We start from the raw sequence: 23,987 nt of genomic DNA on the forward strand, positions 1-23,987 counted from the left end.
GGCCACAAGCTGGCTCTGATTGGTGCGGCTGCCTGCAGGCTTGAGAGCGGGGGATTGCGGCTTCGGTTTTCTGACTTTGCGATTACTGCGCCTCTGTCCTTTAGCCATAACCCAAGGTGCCCTCAATAAGAGTAGAGTCTTCGTTGCCAATCGATGGTTCAAGGTTTCGAGCTCGTCCCGCGTCGTTACCTCTAAGAAAACGTTGTCTATCGTTGTTCCGGTACCGCGTGAATCTTCCCTTTTGGCGTCAATATGGGGATGCCGGTGGTTCAGCATACCATGGCATGAAAGTGGCCCTTAGTCGAACCACCTGTGCTACGGCATAAAGATGTACTGGCGGAGAAGGAAGCATTGGGCGAGAACTGGGAATAATCTGGAGGACTCACGGTATTCTTCTGTCCTTCTCAATCACGGCGTCGAGGACCGCCGGATTGATCGGCACCATCTGATGTGTCGACATCTTTGCATCGATTGCAGGTAAGTGAATAAAGGAGGCGGTGCGAAGCCATGCCAGACGGGAAATACCTTCGATAGACTCCTCGTCGTAATCGACGCGGTAGTTCCCGGCTGATTGCGGCTTATCGAAATCGGGCAGCAGGAAGGCGTGCGAAAAGCTAACGATAGTCTGAGTGGTCCGGCTGGCCATGGCTGCGGGTCTCCGTAGGCGACACAATGATCGCGTTGTGGGTAATGCTGGTTCAAACCAGAACGTTCGCCGAGTTGCCAGCCTATCCGGACTTAGTGGCAGAGCCCAATTTCGAGAGCTTCCACGGACTCGTCCGCCACTTCAACTGGCCTGAGCCCCAAAAGGCGGTAGCGGCACAAGCCAGATTAATGATACATAAGTATGCGCCTGAATCAAAGCAAAAACAAGGAGACAAATTATAGTTATGTATGAGATAAAAAGCATGTTATTTTTTCGAATAAATGGAATTTTGGAGGGAATCTCTATTTAATTTGAATTTATACGGAATGATATTATAGCCTAATACATCATAATGCCGCTCATTTTTCGCTAGTTTTATTTGTGCTAGGGCGTTGCAGAAATAGCCTCGTGGGGTCGTCGTCACCAGGCGAAATCGTCCACCGAGAGCGCAATTAGCCATCAGCCACTACTGGTACAAGGTTACCTTCAACGGTGACATATGCAGGGCATACCGATATATTTGTGACGGCGACAGTGCTGCCAATCTATTCGTCTTAGCTCGTCGCGGAATGCGGACGATTGTCTGAAAAGTCAAATCAAGTAGCCCGTCCGAGGCGTGCTCAGCCAATGCCCATTGCTCTCTGGGCTGGCGACGTTGATCCACTTGTGCGCGGCCAGAGCGACGCGGCTAGTTCTTCAGCAAAGCTGGACAGGGCTCGAACGACGGCGGCTTCGTTCAGGCTTACCGATCCCTGATCATTTACGACAATGGGCAGTTCCATCCTACCGACAGCCGAATGTACCCGAACGTTGAAGAGAAGCTGCCCGCCCGGGCGCTCCTCAACCTTGAGAATATTGAAACTTGCCATACATGGGCCTTCCCGTCGGAGTATCGGAACATGAGCGAATATTGACAGAGTCTTATTTGCTTCATCCACCCAGGCAGATTAGGTAGCCTGGACGAAAGTCCCCTCGGTGTTCGTTCCAAAGTTCACGAGCGCCAATAGGAACCTTGAAAAGACATCCGATGCCCAAGGCCCCAACGAAAAAAACGCTCTACGAACTTATATGAGAACTTAATCACGAAATACAGACCTATCTCATAGATTGAATTAGTATTATAGAAATAAAAGTATAAATCACAATCCAAAATAATCTTGAATTGTGATGATTTCTATCATCAATAACACTTTTTTGCTGACTCTCCTATTTTAATCGAAGGGGTGTAAAATTATTTTTTATCTGGCGAAATTACAGCTGGCTTGACGCGTCCTCGTACAGCGTCCACATTGAATTCTCATTCTTGGCCTCCGACTCTTCTATGGCCAAGCCACATCTCGCAAGAGTGCATTCCCGAAAATTGGCCCGATCCCTCCGCGTTCGCCGCTTCATGGCGAGAGCGAGAGAGAGCCTGTTTTGAAAGGCCCGGCATGAGCATCGGCACCATCAAATCGTTTAGTTCGCTAAAGAGCTTCGGCTTCATTCAACCCGATGATGGCAGCCCGGATGTCTTCGTCCATCTCAGAGCGATAGAGCGCAGCGGAATGAACGAACTCAGAGATGGACAGGGGGTCAGTTACGAAGTGATACTTGATCGGCGAAGCGGCAACGCACCACATCAATCTGCCTAAGCATGGCGAGATGCCGGAAAACCTAGGAAAGTGGATTGATGCTAAGGAACCGCAACGTCGATCCGATTGAGCGCATCTGTCGTGCCCTTTGCCAATTCCACGGCCACTCTGAAAACCTCAAGATGGATGGTCGCCCCATGTGGGAGAGCTATCGCGAGGAAGCCATGATGATGCTCTGGGCGCTCAGGGAAGGCGACTGGTTGCCGAGCGGATTGGTGGTGACGAAAGAGACGAAGTAGTGTGATGGAATTCCGGCCAGAGCCAGCGATGGATCGTGTGGCCCCCGGCCGGTTCCAGCCGGGCTGACCTGTAATGAGACCTCACATGACGATTGTTAGGTCAAGGGGGTATTCAAAAGTACCATTGGCGATATCCTGGAGTTGCGCATCCAAGGTCTGAGCCCTTCGACGAGACGCGGCTCGGAAGCGAGCCTGATCAACCTCACATGCGGTTGCCGCGCGTGACGCGCGTGCCATGACGATCATCGAGACGGCCAAGTTGAATGGCCTGGATCCCCAGGCTTATCTGGCCGATGTGCTCGACCGCATCCATGATCACAAGATCAATCGCCTCGATGAGTTGCTTCCCTGGAACTGGTCACCTGTCGCCACCATCCGCGCCGAGGCTGCCTGATGGCAACAATCACTCATGTCCGCACGATCAAATATGTCGCTGAAATCCTCGGCGAGGATCCGGAGCTTCTCCAGGCAATAGTCTCCAACGATGATAATCTGACCTACGGCAGCATAATCAGTGTCTATAGCGGTGAGGACGAAGCCATTACCGCGCTGACAGATGACGGCATGGAGGAACTGGAACAGATGCTCTCCTACGCGCGCCGCTCAACTCAGGAATGGAACGACTTCCTCAACAGCTTTGTCGACGACGAAGCACTCATCGCGCGTATCAAAGCAAAATATCCGCGGTAACAATCGGTCGGTTACGATCCGACGCTCCTCTCTGTCGTCTCTCTAGACCCCCAAGAGCTCGAGATCTGGCGGGGGTGCCGGGACTCCAGCGGCCCTTGGTGGATGATGTATTTGTGGGACCACCATCGTCTGGCGCTCTGAGCCCCCAACCGTATCGACAGGAGCATTTCTCCTGCTTGCGCAATTGGAGCCGGTCATCACCATCAGGAAGCCGGCTTAGTTTCTCCTGGCGGGATCAATTTTCAGAGGCTCTTAGCATTTAGCGGATAAGCGCCGGCTCAAAGCTCTATGCGAACTTCGTACGCAGTGCGCTGTATAGCGCACCATCGCGCTCGGGCGTGTCATCTAAACGCATATCGCCCAGCGTTCTCCAACCCAGATCCAGCAAGTAAGTTAGCTGCTGTCTCAGTTCCGGAGATAGCTCAATTTCGCCCCGAGAGAGCGTCAGTCTAGCCAGATTTAACAATCTCTGTTCAGGGCTGAGATTGTCGATCGATTCCAAGGTGGCAGCACGGAGGCGCCGCGCGGCGCGCAGACCTTCGATAAGCAATACATTCATCTCCAACGCTTCATGGCGGGTAAATAAGATTTTCAACTGCCTGTCTCTCCAAGTGACTAGTTATGCTATGCGCTGAGACGTTGCTCTTCTCGTCTAGCGTTTCACGCGGTATTTTCCTGTAACGTATGGACCGATCGGGTTGCCAGATACCGTCGCCTAGCGGAATGTTCGTAATCTCACTATCTTCTCCTGCCTTTCTGACGTCTCTGTGGGGATGATTGCCTTGGCCGCCGCATCCAAGGCCGCGTACCTCGCTCCCTAATCGCCTGGCTTGCCGTGGTCTTGAGTCCTGATTTCAGCTCTCCCGTGGAAGGTTTGCCGCTATCGATGGCTGGCTCCGTGACAGCGAGATCGACGATATGCCTGCGGCCGTTTCCTCGATGTGAAAGACGATTGGAGGACCAATGGGCTGATAGACGTACCAGGCGTCGCCCGCTCGCTCATATCCAAAGGGTTGCCTGTAAGCCTTTACAATAGCCAGCACTGCCTGCCGCGCCTGCGAGGAGAACTCATAACTCCGGCCCTCTGCCCGGTTTCTTCTCCCCTGGCGGTCAGTATAAATGATGATGAATGGCATCGTCTCTCTCATTTCATCGAATATGAATTCGCGATCGAGAACCCATCGGAACTCTCGCGTCATTTTGTGGCAGTCTACTTGAGTCAAGGCTGGCGCGCCCTGACGGATCAATGGGTGCCTTCCAGCTTCACACTCACCTGCTCCGCCGCTGCTTGCCGGAGTGTATTCGCTGAGTACCCTAGTGCGAATACTGCTGCGACTATCGTCGCGATAGTGATGTAGGCGCGGAAGTCCATCCCAACTTTCCCTAGCGTATGGGTTCGCGTGGACGAAAGTTCCTTCGACGTTTGATCCAACGCCCACGTCCGCTAGGAAGGACCTTGAAAAACCGTCCAATGCTTACGGAACCTAATGAAATAAAGCCGTTCTACGAACGCACATGAAGCTTCAATAAGAATCTATAGGCCTATTTCATAGGTTTAAATTTATATCGTTGAAATGATAATTGTCGTTCCTATGATATAGATCTCAATTCGAAATTGTTTTGAATTGTCAACGAGTTCTATAAAGAATAACACTTTTTTGCCAGTTCTCCTATTTAAATCGTGGCAGTGCGAAATATTTCTCGGGAGCCGTGAGTAATGCTGGGAACGGTGCGCGCGAACGCTCCCCACGGGACAACCTCGGGAGGCCGGAAGCTATTCTCGTGCGAGGAACGGCCCACACTAACTTCGATCCGTATGTTACCACCGGCAGCAGGCCATGCGCCCGCGCTGGGAGTTCAAGCCGAGGCATCACGCTTCCGGCTAAGGGGCTGAATACCCCGACCGCCGCGAGGCTACTCACCGGACATCCCGACCCTATGGCTTTTTTTCGATGGGCCTAGGGCGGTTTGCAGTGAGAAAGCCACTAGGGCAATCTCGGCCCGCTTGGGGGGAATGTCCAGACGATATTCAGTCCGCCTACAATGCTTCCAGTCGGTGGCGGGCGATCTGCAGGCTCCAACAGACCGGTTTGCGTGAGATCGCCTTACCCGTCGGGCATGAGGATCCAGTTACAAGAATCGGGGCCCAACATTCCCATTCGACCGGGAGATTGCTGGGGTGGACGTGTGAGAGTTGCAGCGACTTAGGTTCCAAAAGTCTGCTGAAAGGCGTAGTGTTATATTCTGCATAGAAGGGTCGAGGTAGAATGATGACTGGATTGCGTGGCTACATCTACGAAAGTATTAGCCCAGATATGCCCATCATCGCGGTAATATTTGATGCGATTGATGAGTTGATTCAAACTAAGGTTGTCGCAAATTCGGAGGAAGGCTCAAAGTTTATTCTTGAGAGCTTGAGGACTCTACGAGAAGCACGAAAATCCTCCCTCACCGATGGAGGAGCCCTTATGCCAACCATCTCCTCGCCGCGGTAACTGGCAACACAGACCAGACAGCGCGCACGGTCTATAGAACGCGGGATGACGCCAGGGTGGACGTATACTGAATAGCCCCTAGATTTGTGGACGCCTTCTTCTCTAATTTTGAGGCAAGGAGGCCATGATGGGGTCTGGCAATTTCAGTGACGAGTTCAAGCGCGATGCTGTCGCGCAGATCACGGAGCGCGGCTATCCGGTTGCGGAGGTGTCGCAGCGGCTGGGCGTGAGCCAACACTCGCTCTACGCGTGGAAGAAGAAGTTCTCGAAGCCATCAGGAAGCGATGGGGATCAGGCGGCAGAGATACGTCGTCTGAAGAAGGAACTGGCGCGCGTCATCGAGGAGCGCGACATCTTAAAAAACCGTCGCTGGGCCGCAGCCCGCCTGTGCGCGGTAAAAACACCTGCTACTCTCGCAGGCGGAGGGGAGTTGCCGATGGCTTATTGGTGGCGTCTGACCCCGTTAAAAAACGTGGCACATGGGCCTATGCGCACTTGAGAATGGCGACGCCGTTTCCGCGGTGATCCCGGTTAGGAAGATGACGGACTTGCATGGCCCAGCCCCTCCGACCTGAACGGAGGAGATACTATGATGAAGACCGACACCGGTAATAGAGCGGGTCTGAAGATGTTCAACCCCGGAGCTGCCGCGGTCGATATCGGTTCGACCATGCATATGGCCGCAGTGAGCCCGCACAGTGACGACATGCCAGTGCGCGCATTCGGCACCTTCACGCAAGATCTGCATAGTCTGGCCGAGTGGTTCCAATCTTGCGGAGTGACCAGCGTCGCAATGGAATCCACCGGCGTCTATTGGATTCCCGCCTTCGAGATCCTCGAACAGCATGGCTTCGAGGTGATCCTCGTGAATGCCCGATATGCCAAGAACGTGCCGGGCCGAAAGACCGATGTCAGCGATGCAGGGTGGCTCCGGCAGCTTCACTCTTACGGCTTGCTCAGAGGGAGCTTCAGGCCAGCGGCGGAGATTGCGACCCTGCGAGCTTACCTGCGGCAACGCGAGCGGTTGGTGGAATACGCTGCCGCTCATATCCAGCACATGCAGAAGGCGCTGATGGAGATGAACCTGCAACTTCATCACGTCGTCTCGGACATCACCGGTGCAACAGGCATGCGAATCATCCGGGCCATCGTGGAGGGGGAGCGCGATCCGGATGTGTTGGCGTCACTCCGCGATGTCCGCTGCCACTCCTCGATCGAGACCATCCGGGCATCGTTGGTAGGCAATGATCGTGGCGAGCATGTCTTCGCCCTGACCCAATCCTTGCAGCTATACGACTTCTACCAGGAGAAGATGCTGGAATGTGACCGCAAGCTGGAGGAGGCCATCTCGGACCTGACGGTCCGTGCGGAAGGTCAGCTGCCAGCCCTACCGAAGATAAGGACGAAGACCAAGCAGGTGAATGCGCCGTCCTTCGATGTTCGAGCAGCACTTTACGGTGTTCTCGGCGTTGACCTGACTCAAATCCATGGTCTCGGCTCTTCTTTGGTGCTCAAGCTGATCGGGGAATGTGGCTCGGATTTGCAGGCCTGGCCGAGCGCAAAGCACTTTACATCCTGGCTTTGCCTCGCGCCGGGCAACAAAATCTCAGGGGGCAAGCTGCTCTCATCACGCACGCGGCGATCTTCCAGTCGGGCAGCGGCACTGCTGCGGTTGGCGGCCGTCACGATTGGGCGAAGCGACACGGCTCTCGGTGCATTCTACCGACGTCTCGCAGCACGGATCGGCAAGCAGAAGGCGGTCACCGCGACTGCTCGCAAGATCGCGGTGCTCTTTTACAATACGCTGCGGTCCGGCGTGATCTATCACGATCCTGGCGCCGCAGCCTATGACGAGCGGCATCGCAGTCGTGTGCTCGCCAATCTTCAGCGTCGTGCCAAGACGCTCGGATACTCCTTAGCTCCAACTACTGCCGGGTGTGTTTCTTAGGAAGCCACTACAGCTACCCCTTGTCCGGGGGGCGAACCGACGCCGCCAGTTCCTCTGCGAAGTCAAGCGTGGATCGAAGAACCGCGGCTTCGTTCAGGGCAGATGATCCCTGATCTTTGATCGCGATTGGAAGTTCCATCCTGCCTGTAGTCAAAGGAACCCGAACGTTAAACAGAAGTCGGCCGTTCACGCGTTCCTCCACTTTTATTATCTCCACATGGGCCATCTTCAATATCCCATCCCGCCATTGGGCGTGACGCCGGCGCCATCCGATTTCGCCGTCACAATCATCGCCTCGGTGGTGATCATCAGGGCCGCCACGGAACCTGCATCCTGCAAGGCGGTTCGCACCACCTTGGCGGGATCGATGATGCCCGCTTCAATCATGTCGACATAGAGCTCGGTCTGGGCATCGAAACCGGCATTGGGATTGTTCGCTTCCAGCAGCTTGCCCACCACAGTCGACCCTTCGACGCCGGAATTCTCAACGATCTGCCGGATCGGCGCCTCCAGGGCCCGCATGATGATGGCAATGCCGGCCCGGACATCGGGATTGTCCGAGGTGACATTTGCCAGGGCCGCCTTGGCCCGCAACAATGCCACACCGCCGCCGGGGACGATGCCTTCCTGAACCGCGGCGCGTGTGGCGTTCAGCGCGTCCTCAATGCGGTCCTTCTTTTCCTTGACCTCGACTTCGGTTGCACCGCCGACACGGATGACCGCCACGCCGCCTGACAGCTTGGCCAGGCGTTCCTGCAGCTTCTCTTTGTCGTAATCGGAACTCGCTTCTTCGATCTGCCCCTTGATCTGCTGGATGCGGGCCTCGATGTCCTTCTTCTTGCCGGCACCATCAATGACGGTCGTCGCGTCCTTGTCGATGCGCACGCGCTTGGCTCGGCCGAGCATGTCTATCGTGACGTTCTCCAACTTGATGCCTAGTTCGTCGGAGATGAGCTGTCCCGCCGTCAGAGTGGCGATATCCTCGAGCATGGCCTTGCGGCGATCACCGAAGCCAGGAGCCTTCACGGCCGCGACCTTCAGGCCGCCGCGCAGCTTGTTGACGACCAGAGTCGCCAGCGCCTCGCCTTCGACATCCTCGGAGATGATGACAAGCGGCTTGCCGCTCTGTACCACCGCTTCGAGCAGCGGGAGGAGAGCTTGCAAGCCTGTAAGCTTTTTCTCGTGGATCAGGAGGTAGACGTCCTCCAGTTCAACCGACATCTTCTCGGCATTGGTAATGAAGTAGGGCGAGAGGTAGCCGCGATCGAACTGCATGCCCTCGACGACATCGAGTTCGGTTTCAGCGCTCTTGGCCTCCTCGACCGTCACGACGCCTTCATTGCCGACCTTCTTCATCGCCTCGGCAATCATCGCGCCGATCGAGGCATCGCCGTTGGCGGCAATGGTACCAACCTGGGCGATCTCTTCGGAGGACCGTACCTTCTTGGCCCGCGCCTCGATATCCTTGACCACGGCAAGCACGGCAATATCGACACCGCGCTTGAGGTCCATCGGGTTCATGCCCGCTGCGACGAACTTGGCGCCTTCACGAAAGATCGAGGTAGCGAGTACCGTCGCGGTAGTGGTGCCATCACCGGCTAGGTCATTGGTCTTCGAAGCGACTTCGCGCACCATCTGGGCGCCCATATTCTCGAACTTGTCGACCAGCTCGATTTCCTTGGCGACAGTAACGCCGTCCTTGGTGATGCGGGGCGCACCAAAAGAGCGCTCGATGATGACATTGCGTCCCTTGGGGCCGAGCGTCACCTTAACGGCATTGTTGAGGATCTCGACGCCGCGCAACATCCGGTCACGTGCATCGGTGGAAAACTTGACGTCTTTAGCGGGCATGGTGGAACTCCGGTAAATTCTGTGAATGGAGGGGCGGCGGAGGCGGTGGATCAGGCCGCTTTAACCGCAATCTTCGCCTCGCCGACGATGCCCATGACATCGCCCTCCTTCATGATGAGGAGATCCAGACCGTCGATCTTGATTTCGGTACCCGACCATTTGCCGAAGAGGACGATATCGCCGGGCTTGAGATCGACGGGAATGAGTTTACCGCTCTCGTCGCGCGCCCCGGGCCGACGGCGATCACTTCGCCCTCCTGAGGCTTCTCTTTCACGGTGTCGGGAATGATGATCCCACCTTTGGATCTATCTTTGCCTTCGAGCCGCCTGATGGCGACCCGGTCGTGTAGAGGTCGGAAAGTCATTGGGTGCCCCTTTCGGGCTGGGCGCGCAGCGGCGCGCCATCCCACCTTTATATACCCTTTGGCACTCATGCGCCACGAGTGCCAAAAGTAATTGAGAAAAATATTACGGAAATTCTGAGAATCAACATTCAGATCACATAATTTTCGATCATTAAATTAAAATGATTATCTTTTTTTAAAATTATAGCAATTTCAATATAAAAGGAGTACTATGCCGCAATTGTAGCAATAATTTTCTATTTCTGCGAAATGCGGGTTCCACAATTCACTTTCAACCAATTCCTTGTTCGAAGAATTTGAGAATTTGGTTTCTTGTCTAGCATTTACTGTTAGGCAAACAGCGTTGAACGCGTCAGGATAAGCCAGATGAAACAGCATAAATTCAGGCTCGGCGAGCATGTCTCACTACGGAGCGAGCATCGTGATATGGCGAATGGCACTGGCTACGAGGTAATCCGTCTCTTGCCCGAGACTTGGCCCGAACCGCAGTACCGTATCAAGCGCAGCATTGAGATTCACGAGCGAGTTGCTGGTGAGCATCTGCTCCACAGTATGGATCAAGCGAAATGATACTGGTTCGTCCGGCTACCTCCCCTTCGCTAGACGGCGAACCTGCGAACGCCATCGCAATTTGGGAAAATGAAGGTGGCTCCACGGGTGCTTCCCGATCCACTTTCCAGGCGGACACGCAGCGGCCGTCCGTGAAAGCAGGACGACGGCTGCCTGTGCAGAAATCATCCGATCACCGAGGAGAGACGCGATGACCACTCGTACGACGCAGTCGACCGTAACGTTCACGAAGCCGTTCCAGATCGACAGCATGAAGGAGAGCCAGCCTGCGGGCGACTATCGGGTCGACATGGATGAGGAACTGCTCGAGGGCCTGTCGTTCCTGGCCTATCGGCGCATCGCGGCTCTCATTCATCTGCCGGCGATCTCCAGGCCGCAGACCCTGATACAGATCGTGCGCGTCACTCCATCTGAGTTCGATGCCATGATTCAAGTCGATGGAGCCCCGACAACAGCTGTCGAGTCATCTTGATGTTTGGAGCAGGAGAAGGCCTGCGCGGCCCTAAGGCGCTTGTGGGCTCAATTGAGAAGAGCACAGATGCGAGGTCTCCGATTTTGCCATGCCTCGCACCGTCTCAAGCCATCGCGACCACTGCCAACGGCGCCGATAGTCACAATGACGATCACTCCGAGCTACCGGCTGCTTCAGCTTTGATCTTGTTGGTCGAATGCGATCTCGCATCTCTGCTGATCTGCGCAAACGAACTACTTGACGAAGGATATGAGGTCATCGAGAGTGAGAGTACCGTCATCGCAATGACAATGCTCCTGCATCGCGGCGATTTCGATGCGATGATTGTCGACATCGACGTGGATCTTGCGCCAGGAGGACTGGCTCTTGTAGGTTATGCGGTCCGTCATCTTCCTGAGATGAAAATCCTGATCCATTCTGCCTGGATCGACGCTCGGGCCGAGTCGGACGTCATCGGAGCTGGCTTTCTGCCTAAGCCCTATCCGGCCGGTGCCCTCGCTCGCAAGATGCTAAGCCTGCTGACGCCGTTGCCTAAACAAGCGAACAATTTTTGCGACACGCCGCGCCGGTCTCATCATATTGAGCCCGTTGCGAATAATTCGAGCCCGGTCTCGCGCAATGTGAGCCAGATGCCGTTTTCGATCTCAGATAATTTGAGCCGGCAACCACGATGATCTCAAGCCTGGCGCTCGATGATTTCAAGCCGCTACAATTAAGGTTCGAAGAATCGTCACTGCGCGATAGCTATTCGTATCGTTGCATTTGATCGCCTGGCAGGTAGGGGCAGGAAACATTTCGAAGGGCACCTCCCATGGATACTCATCCTGACAATGTCGAATGGCTGAGGGAAACGAGAGCGGTCATACTGACCCATGAGGGCCGTAAGATAGTGCTTGAAAAGAAGGCAAAATCGCTGCCCGAAGCATTCGCCATCGTTCGCGCCTTCCTGAACGAGATCGAGACAGCAAAACGACCAACGTCGCTCGGTGATTCATAGCACCGGAATATCCGTCGGCAGCGAAGCCTCACCCTCTAAGCTCGTGAACAATCGCCTCGTCGGCTTCCTCGCGCAGTCCTTTGAGCGCCACCCTCCCAACCGGACAGCAGCGATATATTGCGTGCGAAGCCCCTATGCGGTCCAAGTCGGCTTTGTGCTTTGTGCAGATCGCTCCTCTGTTTGCGGGATAATCAGGCAGTGCAGAACGTTATATGTTTGCACAATCGATGACCTCGCCAACCAAGGTCATCGTCCTGGAGCGAGATGAACTTGCCCAACGCGCTTTCGGTTCGCCGTTCTTTTTGGCGTCGTATTATCGGGCGCGGTCGAGCTAACGGGAGGAGCTTGAAATGGGAAGAAAATACTATGAACTGCTCAGCATCGATAGCGTTGATACCCTTCGCAGCCGAATGTTTTTCAAACGGGAATCATCCGACGACAGTTACAGCATGCACCTGAAAGACGGCTTGATCGAGATGAAGAGGAGAATGCGAGAGCTGATCGCCGATGGCGTCACTTTCCGCAATTGTATCGTCACGGGGCACGGCAGCTCAGGCCATATCAAGGTTTGTTCCGACTCGATTACCCGCCGGGTGTGGTACGACCACTTTTATCGCCAGGGCTTTGACCGGCTTTTCCCCGGAAGCAATGGCCGCCTCTATTTCGGGGGCTGCAATGTGGCGGAGGACCCGCATGGATGGGCGTTTCTGGCGGCCGCGGCGCGCTCGCTGATGAGCAACGGCGGCGGCAGCGCGTTTGGCTGGACTTCTGTAGGATTCGGCTCCCCGTTTTCGGGTCATGAGAGGCATCTGTGGGGCGACACCAAGGCCGTCATGGTCAGTGCAGGCGGCGACACGCTGCGCTACTATCGAAACTGGGACCTGATCACAGACACCGAAGGCAATCCCACCCTTCCTGAAGAAGGGGTGGATGAGAGTGATTATTAGATTCCCGTAGCGGGGGTACGTGGGAAGGTGTTAGCGCCGATTTAGGCCATTCGCCCGCGTCGCCCCACAACCAATGATCCATTTCCCGGGGAACAGCCAGGCTGCTTACGTCGTTCCAATATCGGAAACCACGAAAGGAACGTGTCATGACAGCCAAGAGAGAGTCGGAGCCGCGAGGCCGCCCCAACGACCACGAGCAGAACGAGGAAGCGGAGAAGCTCAAGCACGGTCATTCTGAAAAGGATAAGACCGGCGCCCCCAAGGGCAAAAACCGTGCGAACGCTGGCGAGGAGACGAGCTAGTACGACGGTGCTGACGGCAATCCACGCGCCTTCCATCCTCCTCCCGTACGAGCTGGGCAAAGGCCACCGTATCCAGATGTGTGAGCAGCCTGTAGTCCGGAGGTTCCAACGCTGGCGGCTCGTTTAGGCCGCGCGTGCAGATGGTATGCATTACCACGAGGGTATCCGGGTGCTCGATCGTCTCGCCGGTCATCTCCTGGAAGTAGGCTGGCGCATGCTCGGCTTAGAAGATGTTGATCTGAGATAAAACGGTGTAGGCCACTCCCAGCAGAGCCAGAACCATCACTGCGCCGGCCGCCAGATAGGCAGCAACTTCTTCTCTTTGTTCGCTCGATTTTTGCATGCGCGGACCATAGGCAGCCGCCAACTGGTGCGCGAGCGGAAATGTTGACGCATGCGCGCCAATGTCACGATCCAGTCACGAGAAGAGACTGCCCGGCGAAAGCCGGGCTACTTCCAGCCCTCTAGGAACAGCAAGCGGATTTGCAGCCTCCCCCTTGGAGGAGGCGAGGAAGTCGACAATCGTGGCCGATTCTGCTAGTATCATCAGCGAATTGGATGAGATTGCATGACTGCTTCCCTTGCTCTCCATGCTACCAGCAGGTCCGCTGTAGCTGACGAAATTCGGCGCTTGGCCAAGGAGAACGGCATCACTTACAAGGCGACGGCCCTCGATGCCTGGGCCGATCATGTCACCCGTCTCGCAGGGGACGACATCGAGCTCGACGACACCGAAAATCTGCTCGTGGAGCTTGAACGCTCCGGCGTCGTGACGGGACCGCAGGCGACGCGGCTTCACGCCGCCTATCTTGCCGCTGAGTAGGAATGGTCTTCGATCCCTTTGGCGACGCTGCCACGCGCGGGTACCTTCGGAATTTCGCCGGCGCCTCCGATGTGGAGCATGTCAAGCGACTTGAGCATCGCGCCTTCAAGGCCAATGTCGGCAAGGCGCTCGACACTCTCGCGAGCAAGCCCGAGTTGACCTTTGGCGACGTTTTGGGCACTCACAAAATTCTGTTTGGCGGTGTTTACCCCTGGGCGGGTGAAGATCGCAGCCGGCACGCGCCGACCATTGCGATCAGCAGGGGCGGACGTAGCGACCTGTTCGCGCATCCGGGCGACGTCAAGGCCGCAATCGATTATGCCCTTCGCGACGGCCAGAACACGTCATTGATGGCCAGAAAGCCGGGCGAGGTCATGGGCACGCTGGCCTATGCCCACCCTTTCCTGGATGGGAATGGTCGTACGATCATGGTGGTGCATACCGAGCTTGCTCACCGCGCGGGCATCAGTGTCGAATGGAGCCGAACCGATAAGGCGCAGTATCTGCATGCCCTGACGCGGGAGCTTGATCAGCCCGGAAAGGGGCATCTCGACACCTACCTCAAACCCTACGTGCAAAAGGTGGTGGAGCGCGAAGTCCACGCCGCGCGACTTGCGGCGCTAACGGGTCTTGGGCCGAGCGACACCGGCGCCTCCCCAACCTCAAGAGAGACCGCGCCTTTGGCTGAGGCAGAGCGGAAGCCGGAAGGGCAAGGCGAGGCGCCAGCTGATAGGCCGCGCGGTCAGCGGCCGCGATAACGGCGTACGCATGTCAGTGCGTCCAGAGCCACATGAGCTCGACCAGGCCAAAGCCTGCCGCCAAAATTGCGATCAGGAGGATGCGATTTTGAAGCTTCTTGCGAAGAGGGTCCTCCTCTAGGGGCGGCATATGCAACCTTGCGTCCTGACTTAGATATGGATTTATTAACACGTTTTCTTTCGGCCACCCGTTAGTCCTTGCCGTGATGTACATGCTTCGATATATACGTATATAGCAAGTCCTGTACATAAAGGGGATTGCCGATGACGCTTCACATTACCGACAAGGAGGCGGATGCCGCGGTTCGCAAACTTGCGGCCGCCCGCCAGGTCAGCCTGACGGAGGCCATTCGGGGGGCCTGCGCCGAAGCCTTGGCCAATGACGAGCGGAAGGTGCCTCTATCCCGTAGGCTGGGCGCGATCCATTCGCGCGTCGAGGCCGCCGCGCCCACTGGTCAACGTGCCGACAAGGCCTTCTTCGATGCGGAGTATGGCGAGTGACCATCTTCGTGGAGACTTCCGCCCTCGTTGCGATCATGCTGCAGGAGGAGGGCTGGGAGCAGCTCGCTGACAAGATCGGAGAGGCGCGCAAGCCGATCACCACGGCCGTCGTCGTCTTCGAGGCGACCTGTGCTCTTTCGCGCCAGCGCCAGCTCACGCCCAAGCAGGCCCATGAGATCGTCCTTGCGACGATCGAGGCGGCGAACGTCACCGTGGCCGGCTTCACGCCGCAGATGACGGAACATGCGGTCGCGGCACGCGAACTGTTCGGGAAGGGCCGGCATCCGGCAGCACTCAACATGGGCGATTGCCTGTCCTACGGAGCGGCCCGTTATTTTCGGGCGGCGCTGCTGTTCAAGGGGGATGATTTCAGCAAGACGGATATCGCCACGGCATAAGCCCTGGCGATTTCGTGGCCTATTTCCCCGGCGCTTCCTCCTGCGCCGGGAACTTGCCCTGCCACAAGCCGCGCCCGCTTGTTCTCGCGGCCGCCTCGTTGGCCTTGTAGGAGGCATAGACCGGCACCCCCTTGCTTCTGTCGAGCACGGCCCAGCCGCGCTTCACAAGCTCGGCGGCGAGGTCCGCCGTGGATGAAGAGGAGCAGATCGCGAAGAGTCTACCCTCGGCATCCCGATCCCTGCCATTGATCGGCGTCGCCCTGCAGCCGATGCTTTGTTCCGCAACGAGCGAGGCGAGCACGTCGCGGACGAACAGGCCGACTGGATAGAAGCGTCCCACCCTGTCCGTTGCCTGCTCCGAGAGCGCCGGCGCAATGATTGCGGCGAGGCGAACCTTGTCGGTTCCGATCGCCAGGGTTTCGCCATCAACGACGTAGCCGTAGCCGGATATGATGTGGTCCGCTTGCTGGGAAAGGGCAGGCGGGGGCAAGACCGTCAAGGTCAGCGCCGCCAAAACAAAACGAGTTCGCATATCGATCCTTCAGGATTTGAGGAAGGAGCGGATAGCGGCCTCGACCAGATCCGAGAGCGACATGCGTTCCTGGATGGCCCGCATCTTCGAGGAGACGATGAGTTCGGGATCGAGGTTGAGTTGGACCCTTTCGGCGCCCGCCTGGCGCCGTGAAAGCCGGCCCTTGATGGGACGGGTCTGGCGCGTCGGTACTGCTTTCTCTTGGGGGACTGGGGCTACTACCCCGGCCGCGGCGATATCCGGTGCCATCAAGATCCCCTGCTTGGCGGCAGCCGGGCGCGAGCTCGCGAGCATCTCGCCGAGATCGAATGTTTCCCGGCGTTTCCCGCCGAAGGGGGTCTTGGCCTTCTTTTCTTCACTCATTGATTTGCTCAATGGTTCGAGAGATTTCCGAGATCAGGTTTGTGATGTTGACCCGCGCCTTGTCGACCTGATCGCGCTTGGCGGGATCATTGCCTATGGCCGACAGGGTGCCGGCGTCCTTGGAAAACTGCTCATAAACTTTGCGCTGCCTCACGAAGGTGTTGAGGCAGGCGAGGCGATGCTCCCGGATGAGCGTGATGGCATCCTGAAACGCGGTCGTCGACCGATCGATGCCCTCCACCTTGTTCAGGACCAGGCGCAGGGGTGCCCGGCGCAGGTCCCTCGCGAACTCGAACATTTTGACGGCTTCGACCATTTCCATGACCGTCGCCTTGGTGGGCACAATCGTGATGTCGCTTGCCACGATCGCCACAGTCAGGAATGCGTTCATCGAGCCTTGCACGTCAACGAGAAGGATTTCGTCGTCATTGGAGGCGCGGGAGCGCTGAAGCCGCTCCGTGAGTTGGTGCTCCGATGTGATCGGCTCGACCTGGAGGAGCTTCGGCAGGGTTCCTGCATGACGGCAGCGCGCCGCCCACTTCGAGCAGGACTGCTGGATGCTGTCTGCATCGAGGATTGTCACGCTCGCACCCTGGCTCGCCAGCTCGGAGCCGATCAGGGTGCAGAGTGTCGATTTGCCAACTCCACCTTTGGAATTGGCGAAGGCCAGAATCGTCACGTTTCACTTTCTCCTCTGAATGCCCCTTCCCGCCGACAACCGCAAAGGCAAATAGGGATCATAAATCCATAAATAAGATACCTGGCTTTGCCAAGTGCCTGCAATGCTCGAAGTGCTTGCCATGCCATCAGCGTCCTCAGTTGCCGTCGTGCTGGTAGCGCTCGTATTGCCTTCCGTGTCGGGGGCTCTGGAAGTGCTTGCAGTGGTCGTCGTGCACGAAGCGGCAGTCGTGCATGACGTGGTCATGGTGCTTGAAGGGGCCGGAGTGCTAGTAGTGCTCGATGTGACAGTAGTGTGTGCAGTGTATAGAGTAATTGATTTCGAGTGGTGAAAAATGGATGAAGTAGAGATGGCAGGATAGCATATATTGTGATACAAATATGCGTGTGCCCTTGCCGGGCGGGCTTATGGTCTGTTGCGGCAGTCGCCCCAGGACCCCGAAACCGAATTGATTGTGTTGGAATTATTGATCCGTGGCATCGAGGGAGAGGAAGAGCCGTGTTGTCCATGTTCGTCTCAGCGAGGCGGAATATGCGCGGTTGCAGGCGTTTTGTGCTGAGGAACGGCTCACGGCTAGCGAAGTGCTGCGGCGCCTGGCGCGCGAAGTGGGCGAGTATGGACCGACCTTCGAGGGCGAGACCCGCGTGGCCATCCTCGCATACGCCAAGCAGCTGCGCGCGATCGGCATCAACATCAACCAGGTGGCCCGCGCCCTGAACGCGGGACGCTCGCCAAGTGCGCGGTCGCTGCAAGAGGGGCTTGGCGCGTTGACGCAGGCCCTCATCCAGCAGGAGCAGGATTATCTGTCCTTGTGCGCCGCTGTCCGGCGCCGAGCCGAGCAGAGCGTAGAGTTGGCGCGATGACGGACCTATTTGCGGGTTTGGATGCATTGACGTTTCGGCAGCGCTCGCGCCGGCAGGCGGCACTCGACGTGAGCCTGATCCAGCAGGGTGTCATCGGTGGAAAGACGTCCAGCCCGGCCTCTCGTCAGCCTTCCAGCGGCAAGCCGAGGACCGGTGGAAAGCCGAAGGCCGGCGCCCGCCCCATAGACCTGTCGGCCCAAGAGGAGATGCGCAAGAAGCGGCCGGACAATGCCGGAGCCGGCGGAGGCGGCGCGAGGGCTTTCCGGATATTGCCAAAGACATCGTCAGGCGCCCCCGCTTCGAGGAAACCGCAATCGGCCGCGGATCTTCTCGCGGTGAAAAGAGCGATGGCGGCTGGCTCACAGAACGCCGTGGTGAAACTGGCTAGTTTCGCGGGGGGCGGCGGACGCATTGGCGCCCTCATGGCTTATCAAAGCCACGACGGCGAACTTGCGCTGGAACGTGAAGACGGAAGTACCGTGCAGGGGAGGGAGGCGCTTACCCAACTGGCGCGGTCGTGGGCCGATGAATCGCCCGAGCGCCAGCCTTCCAGCGACGTGATGCATTTCCGCATGACTCTGGAGGGTGTGCGTCCGATCGCTGAGGTCGAGGCGGCGCTCGAGCAAGCCCTTGCCGGTCATCGCTACGCGTGGCGCACAGAGTTTTCGGCTCCGGGTACAGGTATCGAGGTGGTGGCTTCTGCGGCTGCCAAGGGGCAGGGGGAGGGCGTGCGGGGCTCGCGCGTCTACGACAACCGGAAATCTCTTGCCCAGTTCGAGGGGCGGCTCGATCGCGCTTTCGGGACCGACACCCATTTCGAAGAGCGCGGCTTTGCCCATGGCGTCGAGGGTGCCTCGCGCTACCTTTCTCGTCTCACCAAGGGCGGGGCCATTGCTGCGCAGACCGGTACCGGAACGGTTTTGACCGGACATGATGCCAATCTGGCGGAAGCGAAATCCTGGAAACGCGATTTAAGATCGCGCGAGCAGCGGGACGTTGCTCACGTCATCCTGAGCGCGAAGCCCGGCACGGACAAGGATGCCTTCGTGGAAGCGGCCAGGGCCACACTGGCGAGCGAGTTCGCCGGGCATAAGTTTGCCTTCGCACTTCACACCAACCGCGAGCACATGCACGTGCATGTCGTTGTGAAGATGACGTCGGAGACCGACGAGCGGATACATCCGAACGTGGGAGACTTTCACCGCTGGCGCCAGACGCTCGCCCGGGAAGCCCGGGAGCGCCACATTCCCATGCAAGCGCCCCGGCGCTTCGACCAGGCCAATCCGCCCGGCTACAAGCTCAAGGACATCAAGCGGGTCGAGCGCGGCACGGCTTCCGAGCCTGTGCGCCGGCGTGTCGAAGCGGTCCGGACGAAGGCCGTCCATGTCCCAACCCGGGAGGAGGGCAGGAAGCGTGCCAATGAGGCCGCGGCCCAATGGCGTTCGGTCCAGGCGCTCGTTGGCTTAGCCGGCGCCGTGCCACCACTCGCCTCTGGCGCAATGCGCCTCTACCGGGTGGATCGCCGTGGCGCGGCTGAAACGTCCGCGCCCTTATTCATGCGGGACCTGGCCGGCGCCGAGGCCATGGCCTCGCGCTCGGGTGGAACGCTGTCCTATGTCGATGTACCGGCATCGCGCCTGGGGGAACTGCAGCCCGCCAGGAAAGCGCAAGGTACCCAGTTCGTGGTCGGCGCCGCCCTGGCGTCAGAGCGCAAGCCATTGGAGCACGCCACCAATCCAGATATATATAGATTTGTGAACCGAACGGAATTAGCGGCTCGCACGGCGTCGCAGCGCGAATTTGCTGCATCCATTCAGATACGCGAGGGGAATGAAGTGGCGAATTCGCAAACCATGAAGAAGGCCTATGCCGAGCTTGACGCGCAGTTGACGATCATCGGCAAGAACCTGCCTGACGATCGGGCCGCTGAATTCAATTCGGCCAAGCAGAAGATCGCCGAACAGCAGCGCGTTACGCTCGACGCCCAGGAGCGGATCGAGCGCAATCGCGGTTCGGTGGAAGGGGAGGGCTATGTCGCGCCCAAGCCCAGGAATTTTACATCCTATGTTGTGGAGCAGAGAGGCGAGCAGCTTCGCTATGCGCATCGCTATGACGACGGCACGACCGGCCGTGTCGCGTTTACGGACACCGGCCAGAAGGTGGAGGTGAACGATTGGAAGGACCGTGAAAGCACCCTGGCGGCGATGCAACTCGCTGCGGAGAAGTGGGGCGCTCTGACGATCAGGGGACCGGAGAAGTACAAGGCCATGACCGTGCAGCTGGCGGCCGAACATGGCTTCCAGATCGCCAATCCTGAATTGCAGCAACAATTGCAGAATGAGCGCGAGCGCGTGCAACGCGAGCGGGACGCTCAGCCGGGCTTCGAGCGTGGGGCGCCGCCGAGCCAACCCGGCTCTAAAGAGGGACAGATGGATGATGCGGGCGAGAAGCCGCCGGCGCCGGTTGTCGAGCGAACGCTAGCGGCAGACCCACGGCCGGAGTCGACGTTAAAGGGACGGCCTGGGTTCGTAGAAGGTGAGATCGTCGGCGAGGGCACATCGCCTTATCGCAACGAGAAGGACGCCTCCCAGACGCCCCACGTGGATATAAGGACAGATCGGGGTGTGACCCGTGTTTGGGGAGTTGCCCTTCCCGAGGCCTTGGCGGAGGCTGGCGTCGAGAAGGGCGACCGCATTGCGATCGCTATTGCCGACCGGGAACAGGTCATGAAGGAAGTCAAAGTCAAGGACGAGGAGACCGGCGGGTGTCGTGTCGAATCCCAAAAGGTCTGGCGTAACAATTGGAGCGTCGAGATTCAGGAGAGGGCAAAGCAGGAAGAACGCAGCGTTCAGGCAGAGTCTGCGCCAGGGGCCCAATCGGATCTGCCTCACTCGGGGCAGTCGTTGCGCGCGCCAGGAGAACGCGAGATTGCATTGAGCCAGGTCCGCGAACGCACAGAAAGCGAAGCGGCCCGCGAGGTTCACCAGTATCGGGAATCCGCACGCACAGATGAGCGTCCGATCGACGGCGGCGGTCAGGACCATGCCTACCGCACGAAGGCCGAAGCCGTTGCCGCGCTGAGGGCCGAACGGGCTGTCGACTCCAACCGGTCGATACCGGCCGATATCAACCAGACACTGCAGGTCGAGCGCCTTCGTCAGGAGCAGGACGAGGTGCTCAAGGAAAAGGCGGAAACCGATAAGCAGAAGCAGACCCAGCAACATACGCAGCGCCCCCACCGTCCCAGAATGTGACCCCTGCGATGAGGCGTCTTACAACCTGACTGGCGACGCTTCTCCTCGCGACCTTCCCGGCAACTGCCCAGGAGGTCGCGACCGTCTGTTATGGCCCGGCCACCAATTCGAGGACACGCTCTTGCTCACAATGGCCGTCTGTATCCGGTCACTTTCGCCTTCAAGGAATGGCCATCGTCGCCACGTTTCCCTTGAAGTGCTGACAGGCGGCCTCTTTCTGACCGGCATCGTCATTGTGAATGCATCGCCCGTTTCCGAACACCATCTGACAGTCGTGGCCGCGTGAGCTGGTACGTCCTGCCTCTGATGCTCGTCTGCGCCCATGCCGTTCGCAGGCCGCCGAAAGGGACCTGCGCCTGAGCCGAGAGGCCCATTGACCAACCGTGGAAAGGATTATAAGTGAGACAGGTCTGTCTCATATAAGGCTTTGCCATGCCACTCCGCGCGGACGCTGCCGAAAAACGCCAACATATCGTCGAGACCGCCTATCGCCTCTTTAAGCGCGACGGCTTCCACGCCACCGGCATCGACAAGATCATCGCCGAGGCCCAAGTCGCCAAGATGACCATGTACCGGCACTTCCCAAGCAAGGACGGTCTGATCGTCGAGGTTCTGGACTGGCGGGCGGAACGTTTCGATCATCAGCTCGAACAACTCGCCAGGTCCGCAACCACGCCGGCCGAGAAGATCATGGCTATTTTCGACTGGCACGAACGCTGGTTCGACAGCCCGGATTTTCATGGGTGCCTGTTCCAGCACGCCCTGGCCGAGTTTGGAGGGTCTACGCATTCCGTGTTCGAGGTTGCGGCGCGGCAAAAGTACGATCTGCAACAACGGCTCCGGGAAATTCTAGCCGGATCTATACCTGAAGACCGAACCGACCGCGTCGCAACAACCCTCTTCATGCTCATCGAGGGTGCAACAGTGCTCGCCCATATGGGGCAAGGCAAAGCAGCGATCACCGCCGCGCGAAAGGCGGCGGCCGATATCCTGGCAATGGCGTAGACCCCGCAATGAGCACGGTTGTCATTGGCCTGGCACTGTTCGCAGCCATCTTGCACGCGGCATGGAACGCTTTTTTGCGCAACGGCGGGGACCGGCTTTGGACGGTGACCGTGATGAGTTTCGCCAGCACGGTCTTTGCCCTCCCGTTCCTGGTCTTCTTTCCTCTGCCGGAATCAGGGGCATGGCCCTATATCGTGCTCTCGGCGGTCCTCCAGGTTGGATACAGCGTATTTCTTGTCGCGGCCTATCGCTACGGCGAACTGGGACAGGTCTATCCAATCGTGCGGGGAACCGTGCCGTTGCTGGTGACACTCGCAGGACTCGTCACCACTGCCGAGAGACTGGATTCCTACCAGGTCGCCGGAATTGTCCTCGTTGCCGTGGGCATCATGAGTCTGGCGTTCGGCAGAGGGCGAGCGGCCACCTCCTCCATACTCTTCGCGTTGACAACGGGCGCGATCATAGCCGCCTACGCGACCATCGACGCCATCGGGGTGCGTCAAACCGAACAAAGCGGAGCCTACACGGCTTGGGTGCTCGTGCTCTATGGGATGTTGCTCCCAGGCGCATTCCTCGCAATGCGTCGGCAACTGGTGGTCGACTTTCGGGCACCTGACACCTGGAAAGCGCTCGGTGGAGGACTGGTGGCGACGATCGCCTACGGCGCTGTGGTTGCGGCTTTCGCTCTAGGACCCGCCGGCCCTATCACCGCGCTGAGGGAGACAAGCGTCGTGTTTGCCGTTCTGATCGGCTGGCTTTTTCTCGGAGAAGGTCTGACCGCTCGGCGTATTCTGGCCTGCATCATTGTCGCGGCAGGCGCGATCCTGCTCGGGCGTTAAACCTGGGTGCAAGGCAGTTGTTTGAACGCACCCATTGGGTTACTATCCGATATGCAGACCGTCGCGGAAACTCCGACCTTCACTCGTCAAGCTGAGAAGCTTTTCAGCGAGGAGGAGAAGCAGGAACTCATCACCTTTTTAGCGGAGAACCCGCTTTTCGGCGACGAGATCCCCGGGACGGGCGGTGTCCGAAAGGTGAGGTTCGCAGCCTCATGACGTGGCAAGCGTGGTGGTGCTCGAGTGATCTATTATTATCTCGATGAGACCGTGCCACTTTATGCCCTGCTGGTTTATGCGAAGAACGATCGAGCCGCTATGACGCCCAATCAGAAGCGAGCGGTCGCCGCACTGGCGGATGCAATCAAAGCCGCGGCGAGGAGGGACGGACGATGAGTACTTTTGGCGATGACCTGATCCAGTCGCTCGGCGAGGCCCTGGCCCATGTGAAGGGGGAGGGGACCGCTATCATCCATGAACCCCTGAGTCCGCGCGAGATTCGCAAACGTGCCAAGCTGACGCAGGCACAGATGGCACCTCTCATGGGAATGAGCTTGTCCGGCTATCGCAAGTGGGAACAGGGACAACGACGGGTCAGCGGACCTGCAGCGGCGCTTCTGCGCCTCATCGAAAAGGAGCCCGAAGCCGTCAAGCGGGCTCTGGCGGCTTAGCATCGGACGTGGCATTTGCATCTAGCGCGCCGTAGCGCCGTTGGACGGGTCGTGGTGCGCTTTGATCCTGCAAAGCGACGTCAGCGACTGCAACGGGGCCGTATCCAGACGGTCCGCTATCGGGAGCGAATGCTGTGTAGCTGCCGTTCTGC

The 23,987-nt window shown here is 58.0% G+C and carries 26 protein-coding genes and 3 pseudogenes; 20 read left to right on the forward strand and 9 right to left on the reverse strand.

From position 1 onward, the window contains the following. Positions 1-382: 382 nt before the first annotated feature. Positions 383-646 (reverse strand): hypothetical protein, encoded by a 264-nt coding sequence (locus AC6H34_RS34455; protein ID WP_497542132.1) that lies wholly within the window; start codon positions 644-646, stop codon positions 383-385. Between the two features lie 1,430 nt (positions 647-2,076). Here AC6H34_RS34455 and AC6H34_RS34460 point away from each other — a divergent pair. The 3 genes and pseudogenes from AC6H34_RS34460 (at position 2,077) to AC6H34_RS34470 (ending at position 3,206) form a co-directional block, all read left to right on the forward strand. Further along, on the forward strand, positions 2,077-2,277 hold the full coding sequence (locus AC6H34_RS34460; RefSeq protein ID WP_497542133.1) for a cold-shock protein: 201 nt from the start codon (positions 2,077-2,079) through the stop codon (positions 2,275-2,277). Between the two features lie 465 nt (positions 2,278-2,742). Continuing rightward, positions 2,743-2,910 (forward strand): annotated as a pseudogene (locus tag AC6H34_RS34465) (transposase domain-containing protein); the annotation flags it as partial. Continuing rightward, entirely contained in the window at positions 2,910-3,206 is a 297-nt protein-coding gene (locus AC6H34_RS34470) for a hypothetical protein (RefSeq protein ID WP_497542134.1), read from the forward strand. The pseudogene AC6H34_RS34465 and the gene AC6H34_RS34470, both read left to right, overlap by 1 nt. 286 nt (positions 3,207-3,492) lie before the next feature. Here the strand turns inward: AC6H34_RS34470 and AC6H34_RS34475 are convergent, their stop codons facing one another. Together AC6H34_RS34475 and AC6H34_RS34480 are read right to left on the reverse strand one after the other, a co-directional pair. Further along, positions 3,493-3,801: a hypothetical protein gene (locus AC6H34_RS34475; protein ID WP_497542135.1), complete on the reverse strand. Its 309-nt coding sequence runs from the start codon at positions 3,799-3,801 to the stop codon at positions 3,493-3,495. 259 nt (positions 3,802-4,060) lie between these two features. Beyond that, the gene (locus AC6H34_RS34480; RefSeq protein ID WP_497542136.1) at positions 4,061-4,342 is read right to left on the reverse strand and encodes a hypothetical protein; all 282 of its coding nucleotides are present in this window, start codon (positions 4,340-4,342) and stop codon (positions 4,061-4,063) included. A 1,486-nt stretch (positions 4,343-5,828) separates the two neighbouring features. On the opposite strand from AC6H34_RS34480, the pseudogene AC6H34_RS34485 reads away from it, so the two are divergent. Further along, a pseudogene (locus tag AC6H34_RS34485) lies at positions 5,829-6,071 on the forward strand (transposase); the annotation flags it as partial. Between the two features lie 219 nt (positions 6,072-6,290). Then, positions 6,291-7,649 carry an IS110 family RNA-guided transposase gene (locus AC6H34_RS34490; RefSeq protein ID WP_497542137.1) on the forward strand — a complete coding sequence of 453 codons (1,359 nt, stop codon included), beginning with the start codon at positions 6,291-6,293 and terminating at the stop codon, positions 7,647-7,649. Positions 7,650-7,877: 228 nt separating this feature from the next. Here the strand turns inward: AC6H34_RS34490 and groL are convergent, their stop codons facing one another. Both groL and AC6H34_RS34500 read right to left on the reverse strand, forming a co-directional pair. Further along, on the reverse strand, positions 7,878-9,500 hold the full coding sequence (groL, locus tag AC6H34_RS34495) for a chaperonin GroEL (RefSeq protein WP_497542138.1): 1,623 nt from the start codon (positions 9,498-9,500) through the stop codon (positions 7,878-7,880). Between the two features lie 50 nt (positions 9,501-9,550). Further along, positions 9,551-9,864 (reverse strand): annotated as a pseudogene (locus AC6H34_RS34500) (co-chaperone GroES). A 366-nt stretch (positions 9,865-10,230) separates the two neighbouring features. On the opposite strand from AC6H34_RS34500, the gene AC6H34_RS34505 reads away from it, so the two are divergent. From AC6H34_RS34505 to AC6H34_RS34530, 6 genes are all read left to right on the forward strand, one after another. Next, complete coding sequence (locus AC6H34_RS34505) at positions 10,231-10,434, forward strand: hypothetical protein (RefSeq protein WP_497542139.1); 204 nt, start codon at positions 10,231-10,233, stop codon at positions 10,432-10,434. A gap of 190 nt (positions 10,435-10,624) precedes the next feature. Next, positions 10,625-10,906 carry a hypothetical protein gene (locus AC6H34_RS34510; protein ID WP_497542140.1) on the forward strand — a complete coding sequence of 94 codons (282 nt, stop codon included), beginning with the start codon at positions 10,625-10,627 and terminating at the stop codon, positions 10,904-10,906. Continuing rightward, a complete protein-coding gene (locus AC6H34_RS34515; protein WP_497542141.1) occupies positions 10,906-11,580 on the forward strand; it encodes a hypothetical protein in 675 nt (224 codons plus the stop codon). The genes AC6H34_RS34510 and AC6H34_RS34515 overlap by 1 nt, the downstream gene beginning before the upstream one ends. 137 nt (positions 11,581-11,717) lie before the next feature. Then, complete coding sequence (locus tag AC6H34_RS34520; protein ID WP_497542142.1) at positions 11,718-11,903, forward strand: hypothetical protein; 186 nt, start codon at positions 11,718-11,720, stop codon at positions 11,901-11,903. Between the two features lie 350 nt (positions 11,904-12,253). Then, positions 12,254-12,850, forward strand: a complete 597-nt coding sequence (locus AC6H34_RS34525; protein ID WP_497542143.1) for a hypothetical protein — start codon at positions 12,254-12,256, stop codon at positions 12,848-12,850. A gap of 146 nt (positions 12,851-12,996) precedes the next feature. Further along, positions 12,997-13,152, forward strand: coding sequence for a hypothetical protein (locus AC6H34_RS34530; RefSeq protein ID WP_497542144.1), 156 nt, complete (start codon positions 12,997-12,999; stop codon positions 13,150-13,152). Positions 13,153-13,375: 223 nt separating this feature from the next. Here the strand turns inward: AC6H34_RS34530 and AC6H34_RS34535 are convergent, their stop codons facing one another. Then, positions 13,376-13,519: a hypothetical protein gene (locus AC6H34_RS34535; RefSeq protein ID WP_497542145.1), complete on the reverse strand. Its 144-nt coding sequence runs from the start codon at positions 13,517-13,519 to the stop codon at positions 13,376-13,378. 201 nt (positions 13,520-13,720) lie between these two features. On the opposite strand from AC6H34_RS34535, the gene AC6H34_RS34540 reads away from it, so the two are divergent. From AC6H34_RS34540 to AC6H34_RS34555, 4 genes are all read left to right on the forward strand, one after another. Further along, positions 13,721-13,975, forward strand: coding sequence for a hypothetical protein (locus tag AC6H34_RS34540; RefSeq protein WP_497542146.1), 255 nt, complete (start codon positions 13,721-13,723; stop codon positions 13,973-13,975). 2 nt (positions 13,976-13,977) lie between these two features. Continuing rightward, positions 13,978-14,733, forward strand: a complete 756-nt coding sequence (locus AC6H34_RS34545) for a Fic/DOC family protein (RefSeq protein WP_497542147.1) — start codon at positions 13,978-13,980, stop codon at positions 14,731-14,733. Positions 14,734-14,997: 264 nt separating this feature from the next. Next, entirely contained in the window at positions 14,998-15,234 is a 237-nt protein-coding gene (locus tag AC6H34_RS34550; protein WP_497542148.1) for a type II toxin-antitoxin system VapB family antitoxin, read from the forward strand. Further along, entirely contained in the window at positions 15,231-15,632 is a 402-nt protein-coding gene (locus AC6H34_RS34555) for a type II toxin-antitoxin system VapC family toxin (RefSeq protein WP_497542149.1), read from the forward strand. Before AC6H34_RS34550 ends, AC6H34_RS34555 begins: the two co-directional genes overlap by 4 nt. Before the next feature lie 19 nt (positions 15,633-15,651). Here AC6H34_RS34555 and AC6H34_RS34560 read toward each other — a convergent pair whose 3' ends face one another. The 3 genes from AC6H34_RS34560 to AC6H34_RS34570 are packed head-to-tail and all read right to left on the reverse strand — an operon-like array spanning position 15,652 to position 17,206. Further along, positions 15,652-16,131 carry a thermonuclease family protein gene (locus AC6H34_RS34560; protein WP_497542150.1) on the reverse strand — a complete coding sequence of 160 codons (480 nt, stop codon included), beginning with the start codon at positions 16,129-16,131 and terminating at the stop codon, positions 15,652-15,654. Between the two features lie 42 nt (positions 16,132-16,173). After that, positions 16,174-16,527, reverse strand: a complete 354-nt coding sequence (locus tag AC6H34_RS34565; RefSeq protein ID WP_497542151.1) for a hypothetical protein — start codon at positions 16,525-16,527, stop codon at positions 16,174-16,176. After that, entirely contained in the window at positions 16,520-17,206 is a 687-nt protein-coding gene (locus AC6H34_RS34570; RefSeq protein ID WP_497542152.1) for a ParA family protein, read from the reverse strand. The genes AC6H34_RS34565 and AC6H34_RS34570 overlap by 8 nt, the downstream gene beginning before the upstream one ends. A gap of 473 nt (positions 17,207-17,679) precedes the next feature. Between AC6H34_RS34570 and AC6H34_RS34575 the strand changes: the two genes are divergently transcribed. From AC6H34_RS34575 to AC6H34_RS34595, 5 genes are all read left to right on the forward strand, one after another. Further along, positions 17,680-18,069, forward strand: coding sequence for a plasmid mobilization protein (locus AC6H34_RS34575; protein WP_497542153.1), 390 nt, complete (start codon positions 17,680-17,682; stop codon positions 18,067-18,069). Then, positions 18,066-21,323: an LPD7 domain-containing protein gene (locus tag AC6H34_RS34580; protein ID WP_497542154.1), complete on the forward strand. Its 3,258-nt coding sequence runs from the start codon at positions 18,066-18,068 to the stop codon at positions 21,321-21,323. Before AC6H34_RS34575 ends, AC6H34_RS34580 begins: the two co-directional genes overlap by 4 nt. Before the next feature lie 432 nt (positions 21,324-21,755). Further along, on the forward strand, positions 21,756-22,328 hold the full coding sequence (locus tag AC6H34_RS34585; RefSeq protein ID WP_497542155.1) for a TetR/AcrR family transcriptional regulator: 573 nt from the start codon (positions 21,756-21,758) through the stop codon (positions 22,326-22,328). Between the two features lie 8 nt (positions 22,329-22,336). After that, positions 22,337-23,167: an EamA family transporter gene (locus AC6H34_RS34590; RefSeq protein ID WP_497542156.1), complete on the forward strand. Its 831-nt coding sequence runs from the start codon at positions 22,337-22,339 to the stop codon at positions 23,165-23,167. A 389-nt stretch (positions 23,168-23,556) separates the two neighbouring features. After that, complete coding sequence (locus AC6H34_RS34595; RefSeq protein ID WP_497542157.1) at positions 23,557-23,835, forward strand: helix-turn-helix domain-containing protein; 279 nt, start codon at positions 23,557-23,559, stop codon at positions 23,833-23,835. Positions 23,836-23,987 lie beyond the last annotated feature (152 nt).

This window comes from Labrys sp. ALF-8 (genome assembly GCF_059699065.1).